The organism is Brevibacillus parabrevis (assembly GCF_003710905.1).
Lineage (GTDB): Bacteria > Bacillota > Bacilli > Brevibacillales > Brevibacillaceae > Brevibacillus > Brevibacillus parabrevis.
The window spans coordinates 213,580-226,165 of sequence record NZ_RHHV01000008.1 but is presented as its reverse complement, the minus strand read 5'-3'; the positions used below and the strand labels follow the sequence as shown (position 1 = coordinate 226,165).

Annotated in this window: 12 protein-coding genes; all 12 read right to left on the bottom strand. The window is 56.4% G+C overall.

Annotated features, from left to right (window positions below; all coding sequences use genetic code 11):
- Nucleotides 1-111: 111 nt before the first annotated feature.
- Complete coding sequence (locus tag EDM60_RS10640; RefSeq protein WP_122963963.1) at nt 112-993, bottom strand: putative RNA methyltransferase; 882 nt, start codon at nt 991-993, stop codon at nt 112-114.
- 241 nt (nt 994-1,234) lie between these two features.
- Nucleotides 1,235-2,218 (bottom strand): ATP-grasp domain-containing protein, encoded by a 984-nt coding sequence (locus EDM60_RS10635; RefSeq protein WP_122963962.1) that lies wholly within the window; start codon nt 2,216-2,218, stop codon nt 1,235-1,237.
- Nucleotides 2,215-3,498: a type III PLP-dependent enzyme domain-containing protein gene (locus EDM60_RS10630; protein WP_122963961.1), complete on the bottom strand. Its 1,284-nt coding sequence runs from the start codon at nt 3,496-3,498 to the stop codon at nt 2,215-2,217. Before EDM60_RS10630 ends, EDM60_RS10635 begins: the two co-directional genes overlap by 4 nt.
- The gene (locus EDM60_RS10625) at nt 3,485-4,663 is read right to left on the bottom strand and encodes a DegT/DnrJ/EryC1/StrS family aminotransferase (RefSeq protein WP_122963960.1); all 1,179 of its coding nucleotides are present in this window, start codon (nt 4,661-4,663) and stop codon (nt 3,485-3,487) included. The genes EDM60_RS10630 and EDM60_RS10625 overlap by 14 nt, the downstream gene beginning before the upstream one ends.
- Before the next feature lie 2 nt (nt 4,664-4,665).
- The gene (locus tag EDM60_RS10620; RefSeq protein ID WP_122963959.1) at nt 4,666-5,694 is read right to left on the bottom strand and encodes a GNAT family N-acetyltransferase; all 1,029 of its coding nucleotides are present in this window, start codon (nt 5,692-5,694) and stop codon (nt 4,666-4,668) included.
- Nucleotides 5,663-6,310 (bottom strand): sugar transferase, encoded by a 648-nt coding sequence (locus EDM60_RS10615; RefSeq protein ID WP_122963958.1) that lies wholly within the window; start codon nt 6,308-6,310, stop codon nt 5,663-5,665. Before EDM60_RS10615 ends, EDM60_RS10620 begins: the two co-directional genes overlap by 32 nt.
- Nucleotides 6,294-7,307: a polysaccharide deacetylase family protein gene (locus EDM60_RS10610; RefSeq protein ID WP_122963957.1), complete on the bottom strand. Its 1,014-nt coding sequence runs from the start codon at nt 7,305-7,307 to the stop codon at nt 6,294-6,296. Before EDM60_RS10610 ends, EDM60_RS10615 begins: the two co-directional genes overlap by 17 nt.
- Nucleotides 7,273-8,499, bottom strand: a complete 1,227-nt coding sequence (locus EDM60_RS10605; RefSeq protein ID WP_122963956.1) for a glycosyltransferase family 4 protein — start codon at nt 8,497-8,499, stop codon at nt 7,273-7,275. Before EDM60_RS10605 ends, EDM60_RS10610 begins: the two co-directional genes overlap by 35 nt.
- Nucleotides 8,468-9,667, bottom strand: coding sequence for an O-antigen ligase family protein (locus EDM60_RS10600; protein ID WP_122963955.1), 1,200 nt, complete (start codon nt 9,665-9,667; stop codon nt 8,468-8,470). Before EDM60_RS10600 ends, EDM60_RS10605 begins: the two co-directional genes overlap by 32 nt.
- Nucleotides 9,668-9,670: 3 nt before the next feature.
- Nucleotides 9,671-10,387, bottom strand: a complete 717-nt coding sequence (locus tag EDM60_RS10595; RefSeq protein ID WP_122963954.1) for a phosphocholine cytidylyltransferase family protein — start codon at nt 10,385-10,387, stop codon at nt 9,671-9,673.
- On the bottom strand, nt 10,332-11,159 hold the full coding sequence (locus EDM60_RS10590) for a CDP-alcohol phosphatidyltransferase family protein (protein ID WP_122963953.1): 828 nt from the start codon (nt 11,157-11,159) through the stop codon (nt 10,332-10,334). Before EDM60_RS10590 ends, EDM60_RS10595 begins: the two co-directional genes overlap by 56 nt.
- Entirely contained in the window at nt 11,156-12,577 is a 1,422-nt protein-coding gene (locus tag EDM60_RS10585; RefSeq protein WP_122963952.1) for a flippase, read from the bottom strand. The genes EDM60_RS10590 and EDM60_RS10585 overlap by 4 nt, the downstream gene beginning before the upstream one ends.
- Nucleotides 12,578-12,586 lie beyond the last annotated feature (9 nt).

Here is a 12,586-nt window from a genome sequence, read left to right as displayed (position 1 = left end):
CTTCACTCCCAAAGGAATGAAACGGTACAGGCGGCGCTCTCCGTCATTCTGTTTTGCCTAAAAAGGCGCGCTACTGCTGCAAGCTATCCGCGGCGCGCGCTGCCCCCTCACTCATTTTCTTCCAACAAGAACCGTAAACTCGACGGAAATCTCACCGCCCTCCAGCTCATGCGCCTGTGCCAACTGCTGTGGCGCGGCCCCCCACGTCAGCGGCGTCATCTGGACCAGCGCGGCCAGGCTCGGCTGGTCCAGCCGAAACGAATACGCCACCCGCTCGCAGTCGATCAGCGAAAAGCTGGCGGCGAAGCGCTGGATCGTCGCTGCATTGGAATACACCTGCTTTACAGGCTGGGCATAAAGGCGCTCGCGCAGTTCCAGCAAATATCGCTCGCCCGGCACGACCTTGATGACGAACCCGTCTTTTTTCAGCATTCGCGCAAACTCCCGCGTATTGGACGGCGACAGCACGTTGAGGATGGCCGCAAAGCGATTGTCGGCAAACGGAGCATTCGCCAGATCGCCGACGCACCAGATCAGCTCGGGGTGCGCCTTGGCTGCGAGGGCGATGCCCGCTTTGGACAGATCGACACCCGCGCCGACGACATCGACTGACTGTCGCGCTATCACCTCTTCGCGAATGCGGGCCAGGTGCGAACCTTCGCCGCACCCGGCATCCAGCACGTACAGCGGTTCGCCGCTGGTCGCTGCGTACTCCGCCAGCTTTTGACTGACAGCAGCGTGCAGCGGAGAAAAAAAGCCTTGCTCGCAAATCGTTCTTCTCGCCAAAAACATTTCTTGCTCGTACTTCGATCGGTAGCCCGCATTCGCCAGATGCACATAGCCGTGTCTCGACACATCAAAGCAATGGCGGTTGGCGCATACAAGGCTGGCTGTATGGATGAGCGTCAGCGCCCCGTGGCAAACCGGGCATCTAAGCATCTCGCTATGCCGGGCCAGCAGTTCGGCCTGCCGCTCTTTTTTGGTTGGAAGCATAAAAAAAGCACCCCATTCATTCGAAATCGGTGAATGAAAAAAGGCACAGTCAAATAAACCCCGGCTCTCCTTTTGAAAAAACGAGCGGGATCAGGCTAGACTGTACCTTTTCTTACCGATAACGCATGAATTGGGGACTCATAGTCATAGTGGACGACACTCCTGTCAAAATGCTCACGGGGGGCATTTCTCCCCCGTACCTTGCATTGTACAACAGATCGCCCAAGACCGCCGCGCTTTTTTACATCTCCTCCCCCGCCAGGCGACTGCTGTGGACGAGCATGACCTGATCGTATTTCAGCATGATCGTCCCTGCTTCGTAGTCGCCTACGTTCGGCTTGCTCGCCTCTTTTCGCAAATTGCGGAACAGAGCAGCGACGGCGTTCACGCCGCTTTCGTGTGCATGAGGATAGCCGCCGCCAAACCGCGGATTGATCTCGGAGATCACGTACTGGTCCCCGAGCAAAAAGCAGTCGATGTCGAACGGTCCGCGAAGCGGCAAGACAGAGACGAGCGACGCGGCCAGCGACGTCAGCCGCTCGTCCCGGATCGCCAGCGAGCGGTCTGTCTCGCCTGCCCGCATGCGAATTTTTTTGCGCGTAAAAAGCGTCGTCAGTTCACCCGTGACGAGATCGGCGTAGCCGTCCACGCCGTATTCCTCCGCCTGCAAAAACGGCTGGACAATCAGCTCCTCTGTCTTTTGCGCGAGTGCGGCAAGCTCCGCCCCGCTCTCGATACGGACCAGGCCCAGGCTGGCGCTGCCTTTGCGCGGCTTCGCCAATAGCGGATAGGCAAGCTCTCCGCAGGCAAGCGCCGCTCGCGCCTCTTCCAGCGTGTAAGTAGGAATGCACGGAAGCCCGTGGTCGCGCAAAAAATCGCAGGTCGCCTTTTTATCGAGGCACAAGTCCACCACGTCCGTCCGAGAGACGACGGCCTGCACGCCAAGCCGCGAAAATTGCTCGGCATGGGCGGCGAGCACGCCAAGCTCGGGATCGATCAAGGAAAGCACCGCCCTGATGTCATAGCGCAGGCAAATTTGCTCCAATGCCTGTACGTAATCCGGGTCGTCGATGCGCGGGACGATCTGCCTGTGATGGGCGGCGAACAGCGCGGGAGCCGTAGGATCGCAGTCCACCGCGATAATTTTGCCATCACTGCCCCACTCTTGGACGAAATACTCGATCAGCTTGACCCTGCGGCCTACGCTCGTCATGAGCACATTCATTGGGCGTATCCTCCTGTTTTGCCAGCCTGACCAGCCGGAAATTCATAGAGCGACTCCGGGAAAAACTCCGCCAGCGTCTCTTTGCGCCTGGCGACGACGACATCGCCGCCTGCGATAGCCAGGACAGGCGGCCGCTCGCGAATAAACGGCGGATTGAACACGAGCGTGTACGCCCCCGTGTGCCCGAACACGAGAAAATCTCCCGGTTCCGGCACTTTGCCGCGAAAGCCTTGCAGCAAATAGTCTTTTTCCATGCACGTATAGCCTACGACATGGTACGTCCCTTCCCTTGCCTCGCTGCTCTGTGTCACGACGGTGACGGGAAGCCGATGTGCGTGCATGGTCGGCTTGATATTGTGGACACTGCCGTCTACAAGCACAAAGCGATCGCCGCGGTTCACCTTGACATCCACGACCTGGCAGACGAACTCGACCGCATCGGCCACAAGCGAGATGCCCGGTTCCAGAATCAACTGCGGCAAGCGTGCCGCCTCCGCCAGTTCGTCCTTGAGTACAGAAGTGATCGCTGCAGCGTAATCGTCAAAGCTCGGAACGCCGACCATCCCGAACGTAACGGGCAGCTCGCCGTAAAATCCGCCCCCGATGTCGATAAATTCAAGCCGCTCTCCGAGATGCGCTTTGCCCAGTCGGCACAGCTCGCGGGCAATTTGCCGATACACCCCCACGCTGCGGTTCGTGGAAAAATGCCCGTGCAAGCCCGTGACCCGCACATTCGGCACAGCAGACAACAGCGCCAGCGCTTGGGCAAAGCTGCCGTTTTCCACGCAAAAGCCGAAGCGGCTCACTTCATAGCCGTTTTGCAGCGGACTGACGCCGCCGCGCGTCAAATCGAAATTGACGCGCAAGCCGACGCGGACCGTCTGTTCAGGGTGCTGTCTTGCGTAGGTGAGCACAGGGGCAATCTCCGAAAACGAATCCAGATTGACCAGGCTGCCCAGCTCCAAAGCCAGCTGAATATCTTCTGCCGTTTTCAGCGGCCCGTTGAAAACGATGGCAGCAGGCTCGACACCAAGCTTCCGGGCGAGATCGTACTCCAGCCTGGACACGACCTCCGCCTGCGCCCCGAGCTGGTGCAAAGATTGGCAGACATACGGCACGTAGTTCGTCTTGTACGAGTAGGCAACGCTCACCTGCTCATAGCGACTGGCAAACGCTTCGTAAAACCGTCGGTAGTTGTCGCGGAGCCTGGCCGTATCCAGCAGGAAAAACGAAGATTGACAAAGCTTTCGCCACTCGGCAAGCTGCTCATAAGTGTACATGACCGACCTCCTTCGCGCGTCCCGACAGGCAACTCCTGATCACGGAAATGACCCGCTCCTGCTGTTCGTCGCCCAGACTGGAGCCGGAAGGAAGGCAGACGCCACGCGCGTACAGCTCGTCAGACACGCTGTACCCCAGCTCGTGCGGGTAGTAGCGGCACCCTGCAAACAGCGGCTGGCGGTGCATCGGCTTCCACACGGGCCGCGCCTCGATGTTTGCCTTTTCCAATGCATCAATCAGTTGCGTTGCGGTAATTCCGGCCTGCTCGGGGTCAACCGTCAGCGCCGTCAGCCAGCGCGTCGCTCTCCCTGTCGGAGATTCCGGCATGAAGGTGATGCCAGCATACGGCTGAAGCGCCGCTGCATAGCGTTGATAGATTCGCCTTCTCGCCGCCACCCGCTCCTCCAGCACGCGCAATTGCCCTCTGCCGACAGCCGCCAGCAAATTGCTCAACCGATAGTTGTAGCCCATCTGCACATGTTCATAATGGCGTTCCCGCTCGCGGGCCTGCATCGCCCAAAAGCGCGCTCGCTCCAAAGCTTCGAGATCGTCCGAGACGAGCATGCCCCCGCCGGAGGTCGTAATGATTTTGTTGCCGTTGAACGAAAAAATGCCGAAATGCCCCAAGGAGCCGCTCATTCTCCCTTTGTAGTCGGCGCCCAGCGACTCTGCCGCGTCTTCCACGACCGCGACCTTGTATTGCTCGCACAGCGCAATGAGCGGCCCCATGTCGGCGCTTTGCCCGTACAAGTGAACGATGACGACAGCCTTGGGCAATTGCCCTAGCTCGTTTGCTTCTCGCAGCGCTCTCGCAAGCGCCGCCTCCGACATGTTCCAGGTCGCTTCATCGGAATCGATAAAGACGGGAGTGGCTCCCAAGTACAAGATCGGATTGGCGCTCGCCACAAAAGTCAGACTGGAGCAAAACACGAGATCGCCCGGCCCGACCCCGGCCAAGCGCAGCCCCAGATGGATGGCCGCCGTGCCTGACGAGACGGCAAGCGCTCCTTTTGTCCCGACATACCGGGCGACTTCGTGCTCAAACGCATCGACATGCTCCCCGAGCGGCGCAATCCAGTTGGAGGCGAAGGCGTGGGCAACAAGCTCCTGCTCCTCTGTTCCCATGTGCGGCGGCGACAAAAAAATGCGCGATTGTTCCCCCATATTCATTTCCCCCATGCGCGGTAGGCGGGAAAAAAAGTCGAACTTCCCGCGTCATCCGCCCGATTTTGTTCGCATAGCACCTGGTACACCTCTTCGTCGTGCACACGCTTGCCCATCCAGTAAGGATAAGGCGCATCTTTTGTAAACGATGCCTTGAAGCGAAACAGACCGTCTTGCTCCTGATTTCCTCCCCCGAGCAGCAAGTAATCCAGTCCGTCCTCCTTCGCCAGCGAAATCATCGCATCGAACAGCAAATGATTGATCCCGAGCGGCATGTCCTCCGTGTGCGATGCTCCCAGATGGAAATGGGCATAACGGCTGCCGCACAGCATGATCGCGCCCGCTACCGCGATGTCATCGTGAATCGCCAGCAACAGTCGCGGCTTGCACAGCGCCGTTTCCTGCAACAGTCCGGCAAAAAACGGATTGTCATAATAATAGGAAGCGCCAGCGTGATTGCGCTCCATCGTCTCGCGATACAACGAAATGAAAGCCGCGAGGTCATGATTGCTTTTTCCTTCCACTATTCTCACCGCATGGTCTTTGGCCTTTTTCATATTGCGCCTGACATTTTGACTGTACTGCGCCTGAATCTGGGCGAGCGAGGGCCGCACATCGACAGCAATCGTTTCGCGCACGAGATCAAGCTGCATCTGATCGCGAAACAGTTCGGCGTTGTTCAAAAGCGGGTGAAAACGCACCGTTTCTGTTACGTACTTTTTGCTCTGGCAATAGGCGTGAAACTGCGCGGAAAACGACTGGACCACGCTTTGCTTGGAACACAGCGACGGGCCGCCGTACCCGATCGATACGATATCCGAATAGCCCGGGAGGAACGAGTCGAGGGAGCGCACCACATACGGATAAAAAATCCGCTCCTCTCCCTCTGAGAAGAACACCGCTTCCGGCACTCCCCCTTCTCGCTCGGCGTACAGGCTTACGTACTCTTTTGTGTAGGAAATGTCCAAATGCGCCACCTCGCGCATACAGCACGTCCAGTCATCCTGATTCGTAAGCACGATCAAACTCACGCAAGTCCCTCCTAGCCTGCTCTGCCTGTTTGCTTCCCGTGAATTTTTCCATCGTGACGCAGCCTTCGTGACTGATTCCGGTTTTTTGCAAGACCCGCTTGACGGTCAACAGCAATATTTTCATGTCGAGGAGAAAGCTGCGATTTTCCACGTACCAGACATCCAGTTCGAATTTTTGCTCCCATGTAATCGCGTTTCGTCCGTTGACTTGCGCCCATCCGGTAATGCCCGGCAGCACATCGTGCCGTTTCATTTGCCGGGGGGTATACAGCGGGAGATACTCCATGAGCAGCGGCCTCGGCCCGACGAGACTCAGCTCGCCCTTCAACACATTCCACAACTGCGGCAGCTCATCCAGGCTGTATTTCCTGAGCATCATGCCGAATGGCGTCAGCCTCTGGGCGTCTGATAGCAACTCGCCGGACGTGTCCCGCTGGTCGGTCATCGTGCGAAATTTATAGATGAAAAAGGGCTTTCCGTAGCGGCCCGGGCGCTCCTGGACGAAAAAGACCGGGGCACCGAGCTTGCAGCGAATCAACACGGACAACACGAGCAGCAGAGGCGAAACCGCGATTAACAGCGACAAAGCGACCAGCCGATCAAACAAAAGCTTCATGCCGCCCCTCCTTTTGCTTGTTCCAGTCCGCTGCCGCCTCCTCCATGCTGAGACTCTGCATCCCGTACTGGCGGCGCAAATCGGCAAAATAGGCGAGAAGCCGCTCCAGAAAACGCACATTTTCCGCCGGATAGCTGCCGAAGTTTTCCGGGTGCCACCACAAGTGATACAGTCGCTGATGTTTCGCGGCAAACAGCAAGTCGCGCCTGAGCCGTGCATACCGGAGATCTTCCAGCCAGCGAAGCTTGGGCGAATAAGGCCGCAAAAAACGGCTGGAAGGGACGTTGACAAGCCCTTCCCGACTCGTGAACAGCTTGTCGTAAGCGTGATGTCCGCTCAAATTGACGTACGAGTCGGCAAGCCGCAAAGCCCGTTTGAACAGCGAGTCTTCCGCTCCCGGCCCGGCGCGGTACATCCACGCTGGCTCGTTTCCGCGGTACGAAGTGAAGCCGTGCTTTTTGCAGAGCGCCAAATAGGCAGGCTGGAGCTGATTGCGCGGAAAAACGATGCTCGTCGGGGAATGTCCTTTCTTGCACGCCACTTTTTTGCAGGCGGCCAAATCTGCTGCAAACGTCTGGGCGGTCTGTCCCGGCTCCAGGCAATAGTAGTGGGAGTGCGTGTGGCTGCCGATGAACTGGTGCGGGTAGGAGGAGATCAGTCGAATGAGGGACGGAGCGTAGTGATACGGATCGGCCTGCTCGCGTTCTCCCACCGTTCCCGACTGCAAGTAACGGTAAGGCGACAAGTTGGCGTCTGCATAGTCTGGCAACAGTCCGGGAAGCGTGCTCATCAGTTCCTCGCGCGACTCGCAGAACAAAAAGCCGACCGTAGCCCAGGTAGCGTGAATCTCGTATTTTTGAAAAAGCTCCAAAATGGCGGGAATGACCTGGCGAGTTCCGTGCAAATTTTCCTGGCAGGAAGACAGCGCTCTTTTGTCGCGCACGCCCCAGTACAGTTCAAAATCAAGGGATATGACCAACGCTCCTGTTGTGCCCAATCCGTTCGTCAACCTCCTTTTCCGTGCGCGGCGGCTTTGTTTTGGCGGCGATCAACTCGGCGAACAGGCGGGCTTGCCTGTCGAGGACATGTCGCTCGTTGAAATGCTCCTCCGCAAGGTAGCGGCTGTTTTGTCCGTACGCTTCGCGAAGCCTGGCGTCCAAAGCGAGCTTTTTCAGAGCCTTGTACAAATATTCGCTATGCTTCGGCTCTACCAAAAGTCCATTCACGCCGTCCGTCACTTCTTCCCGGCAGCCGCGAATGTTCGTGGCGACGATCGGCTTGCCCATCGCCATCGCTTCGATGATCGACCGGGGCAAGCCTTCGCGGTGGGAAGGCAGGACGAAGATGTCGCTTGCCGCAAGCAGCTGGGGGATGTCCGAGCGAAATCCGGTCAGGACGATTTGCGGATGCGACAGGCAAAGCTGCTGCAAATCTTGTCCGCGCTGGTCCCGCTCGCTCGCCAATACTTCCCCCACCAGCAAAAGACGCACGCGCGGCGATTCTCTCGCCAGCCTGTGAAACGCCTCCAGCAGCTCGAATATCCCTTTTTCGCTCACCATCCGGCCCACGTACGCGATGACCAGCTCTTCCTGGCCGATGCCGAGAGCAGCGCGCACTTGCGCAGCCTCCTCGCTCGTGACTGCCTGCGGATGGAAGCGGCGTTCCACATCCACCCCGTTTCCGAGGTGCACGATCCGCTCCGGAGGGGCAAAACCTTCCTGCACGCTCAATTCGTAATCCTCCCTGCTTTGCAAGAGCAAGTAGTCTGTCAGGTGCTTGGCGAACCACTTTTCCAGCCCGTAGTAAAACTGGTACTCGCCCCTGCTCATTCCGTCGTGAAAGTAATAGCCGTGCGCCGTATAAATGACCGGATGGACACCTGCGAGCTTCGCTGCCACCCGCCCGAGAACCGCCGCTATCGGCGTGTGAACGTGCACCGCATCGTACTGCTCCTGCTTCATCAGCCGATACAGGGCGTGGATGGAACGGCAATTGGAGACGGGGGCGATTTTACGTTTGATCGGGATATGCCAAAGGACGTGGCCCATAGCCCGCAGCGACGCGAACCGTCCGGTATCCGTGCAAGCGGTATGCACTTCGTGGCCTTCGTCCGTCAGCTTTTCGATCAGCGGCAGCAGCAAGCTTTCCACTGATCGGTCAATTGCGCAAATTTGCAAGATTTTTCCCATGCAGGTCACCGCCATTTTTGATTGAGCCAAGACTCAGTCCGGCTGTCACACAATAGAGCGCCAGCAAGATCCAGAAAAACGTTTCGCGGATGCCGTTGTGCGTCAAGCCGTACACAATTTGAAAAAAGAGCGGATACCAGGAGTACAGCCGATGCCCTCTCACGCCAGCGTACAAAAGCAGCAAAAACAGCAACGTGCCCACAATGCCGTACGAAAAGAACAGATTGGCAATCGTCGAGTGCAGTTCGAGCGTAATCGTGCTCTCAAACCGCTCATACTGCCCTTCTCCGGCACCGAAAAACACGTACTGCGGATGATTGGCGATCCTGTCGTAGCCTCTGGATGCCAAATTGTCGTCCGAGTCCTCCCCCAATGTTTCCATCCGCTCTTTTACTTGTGTGTAAATGGTCGCATCGTGCAATACGTTTTCATTCGTGTACAGCGATACGCAAAACAGCAGAAAAAAGAGAGCGAGCACACACAACGCATTTTGCCAAAAAAGCCCTGTCCGCTCTTTTGACGAGACGAACAGAAACACGAGGTACATCAGCACGGCACTCAAGATCGCTGCTTTGGACAACGAGGCGGCAATCACGCTCAGCGAGCAGCCGATAACGAGGAACAGGTAGAGCGATTTGACAGGAAAAAAGCGGGCGCAAAACAGGCAAATCCCGAGACAAAGCAAGCCGTAGTAGCCGAGCTGATTCGGGTTGTTGAAAAACAGCGCCTGACGGAAGTCATGCTCCCCCGGGGCAAGTCCAAAGAGCAGCGCAAGTGTCTGCACAGCAAGCGAACAGGCGACCGCCCAAAACAGCCATTTCGCATAGCCGCGGGGATCACGCTGGCCCAGCACGATGATGGTCAGCATGACCGCTCCGTTGTACAAATACCATTTCGTCGACTCAAACACTTCCATGACGCCGCCCAAAGCGATCGCCCAAATCCCGTTCACCAGCAAAATATCGTATAAAAATAACAGCGTAATCACGACGAAAAAACGGTATTTGCGTTCCAGCCATTTCAGCTGAAACAAAAACGTATACGCGATGAGAAGCATCATGACAAAATCGGCAATTTGCGGATTTCCGCTCGGGAAGAAGTAGAAGGGCTTCAGCAGTACATAGAGAAACAGCAGAACTTTGTCCAGCGAGAGCTTTGCTTTAGCCATCGCCTACATATGTGCCAAATGATTCGTAAAATGAAGAATCCGCTTGTAGTCCTCCCATGTATCTACCTCTGCCCAGAACAGCCCCGGCGGTATTTGCGCCACATGCACGTCTCTTTCTCCCAAAAACGAATACAGAACATTTTCCCACCACAAATCGTGCTGCCGCTGCAAAATCAGACTTTGCAGCCGCTCCTGAAAGATCGGGACAAACTCGCGGTGCAGCCGGGCAATTCCGACGTATTCCCCTGTCGTCTCCTCCAGGGGGAGTTCTTTGCCGTGCTTTTGCAAAAGGCCGTTTTCGTAGCCGAATTTGTAATCGCCTTCCGCCCTGCGGGAAGGGTCGGCGAACATGACCGGACTCCTCGTCTCCTGGAGCACGACATCCAATACTTGCTCTTCAAAATACACATCCGCGTTGAGCAAGAGGCAGTCGCTGTCCGTCAGAAAATCGCGGGCAAACCACATGGAGGCGATGCTGTTGGTGCGATCGTAAAACGGGTTGTGAAAAAAGCGGATGTTTTCGCCGCCAAGCAGACTGGTAATCACGTGAGCACGGTATCCGACGACCATGGCAATCTCGTGAATCCCTTTTCGCTTCAACTCCAAAATCGTATTTTCGATCAACGCCTGGTTGCCGATATCGATCGTGCATTTCGGGCTGCCGTCAATTTGCCCGCTGATCCTTGATCCGAGTCCTGCCGCCATGAGCAGAGCCTTCATGTGCTTCCCCTCCCTCTTGTCTCGATGAAGTGACATACTTGATGTTCAGTTTCAGCTTGTATAGCGCTCTGAGGAGTCCCACTAGCAGATGATACCCCGTCCATAAATCGAGAAACTGATGCTGTCCGCTAAATGCCCACATGAGCGCGGCGATCAGCACGCCACTCTGGAAGCCTGTCTGGGTCAGGAACAGAAACACTCCGGCATCTAGCCATCTGCTGCGCTTGCGCATGGATACAGTTTCGTGCGAGATTTTCCCTTGACCAAAAGCGAGATCCGAACCGTTCGTCGCCAATATTTCCGTAAAAATCGTAAACAGGATCAGGTAGATCAAGTACGGCCCGAGCGTCGGCTGGCTGCTGGCGACGCCGTAGATGACGCTGAACGAGACGAGGTACAGCGAGTAGTTCAATCCGATATCGAGCCAGACGCCCCCTGCGCTGTTCTGGTTTTTGATCCGGGCGACTTCTCCGTCGACGCAGTCAGCGAGGTAGCACATTTGGTAGAAAAAACACCCGATCAAAAAGGCCGCGGCCGATCCGTACATGAAAGCTGCGGCGGCGATCAGCCCGGCAGCGATTCCCGCGATCGTGATGGCATTCGGAGAAACCCCTTTTCTTTTTGCCAAAAACAGACTCAAGTAAATCGAGATGCGCCTGGAGAAATAGTACGACCAAAACTCCTCGCGAACCCATGGCTTTTGCACCTGAATCCGGCAATCTCGAATCTTCTCGCTGTCCCAAAACATGTTCGGATACAAGTCTTCCTTCACCGTAAGCCACCTTCTTCATTACCTCGTCTTCGTATCAAGACGGAATTTTTTTCAGAGAAGAACGGGATATACCACGTGCGGAAACCGAAATATCGGTATGCCCAATACGAAGCACAGATATCTCGACAGCTCAGGCTGATAGCGGTGGCGATTGCTGCTCCTGTAATGCCAAGCCAGGGAATCAACAGGCAGTTGCCGCAAATGTTGAGCAAGGCTGAAAAAACGAGGATGTTGCGCGACGTTTTCTGGCGGCCCGTCATCGTCAAAAGCGGAATGACGCTGCCGGAAGAAAAGTTGATAAACTGCCCCAGACAAAGAATGACGAGGACGAGACTGCTGCCAGCGAACTCTTCGCCGAACAAGGTAAGCAACGGGGCGGCAAAAATGGCGACCAGCAAATTGATCGGAGCAGATGCGAAAAAAATGAGCCGATTGGCAAACGCAATCATTTTTCTCAGCCCGTCCATATCCCCACGGGCGTACATCTCGGAAAATTTCGGGGAGAGAATCGTGTTGATGGAGATGAGCGCAAAGCTGGTCACCATCGAGAGACGAATGACGACGCTGTACACTCCGACTGTTTCCGCGTCTGTAAAAATCCCCAGCATGATCGTGTCTGTCCAGCTCATGATCAGCTCCATCGAGGCGCTCAGGTACATCGGAATCGCCATGGCGCAAAGCGTGCGAAAGCCGATGGCCTGGCCTTCCTCCATCTCGCGCGGCTGAATGCCCGCGTTCATGCTTCGCGACACAACATGCCACTTCCCCATGCCGATCAGCGTGTTCAAAATGACAGCGACTGCGAGCAAGCCGATCAACAGATTGGAAGTCGGAGCAAGCAAGGGCAGCGCGATCACGAGAAACAGCAGATGGAGGAAGCGCATGCCCACCGTATCGACGATCACGGACGCCGTCACGCGATGCAAGGCGCGGAAAGCCGAAGCGTACAGTCTAGCAAGCGAGACAAACGGCAGCATCCAGGCCATCACCCGCAGCGTTTGCGCAGGCAGCTCGTTGGCAAACACATAGCTGGAGATCGGCTCGGCAAACAAATAGAACAGTCCCGAAAGCAGGAGAGAGGGCACGAATGTCCAGACCGCAACCTTGTTGAACAACTGCCGAATCCGCTGGGACGCCCCCTGCGCCCGATACTCGGCCAGCAAGCGGATGATCGCCGTGTCGGTGCCAAACAGCGCCAGCACCATCCCGATGTTGAGCAGCGTGATCGTCAGCGAGTAAATGCCCAGATTGCCTGCCCCGTACTCCCTGGCAATAAACAGCTGCAACGAATAGAGCAGAACAAACCCGAAAAGCCGGAACAGAAACGTAATCGCTGAACCGTGCAATACTTCATGAACGTCCCGATTGTTGCGGACTTTGGCCAACTGCTGCTGCCAAACAACTTTGAGGGCATTCATCCATTACTC

Excerpts from the sequence above, each read along its gene's own strand:
- EDM60_RS10640 (WP_122963963.1), bottom strand. The coding sequence starts at position 993 with ATGCTTCCAACCAAAAAAGAGCGGCAGGCCGAACTGCTGGCCCGGCAT.
- EDM60_RS10635 (WP_122963962.1), bottom strand. The coding sequence starts at position 2,218 with ATGAATGTGCTCATGACGAGCGTAGGCCGCAGGGTCAAGCTGATCGAG.
- EDM60_RS10630 (WP_122963961.1), bottom strand. The coding sequence starts at position 3,498 with ATGTACACTTATGAGCAGCTTGCCGAGTGGCGAAAGCTTTGTCAATCT.
- EDM60_RS10625 (WP_122963960.1), bottom strand. The coding sequence starts at position 4,663 with ATGGGGGAACAATCGCGCATTTTTTTGTCGCCGCCGCACATGGGAACA.
- EDM60_RS10615 (WP_122963958.1), bottom strand. The coding sequence starts at position 6,310 with ATGAAGCTTTTGTTTGATCGGCTGGTCGCTTTGTCGCTGTTAATCGCG.
- EDM60_RS10605 (WP_122963956.1), bottom strand. The coding sequence starts at position 8,499 with ATGGGAAAAATCTTGCAAATTTGCGCAATTGACCGATCAGTGGAAAGC.
- EDM60_RS10600 (WP_122963955.1), bottom strand. The coding sequence starts at position 9,667 with ATGGCTAAAGCAAAGCTCTCGCTGGACAAAGTTCTGCTGTTTCTCTAT.
- EDM60_RS10595 (WP_122963954.1), bottom strand. The coding sequence starts at position 10,387 with ATGAAGGCTCTGCTCATGGCGGCAGGACTCGGATCAAGGATCAGCGGG.
- EDM60_RS10585 (WP_122963952.1), bottom strand. The coding sequence starts at position 12,577 with ATGAATGCCCTCAAAGTTGTTTGGCAGCAGCAGTTGGCCAAAGTCCGC.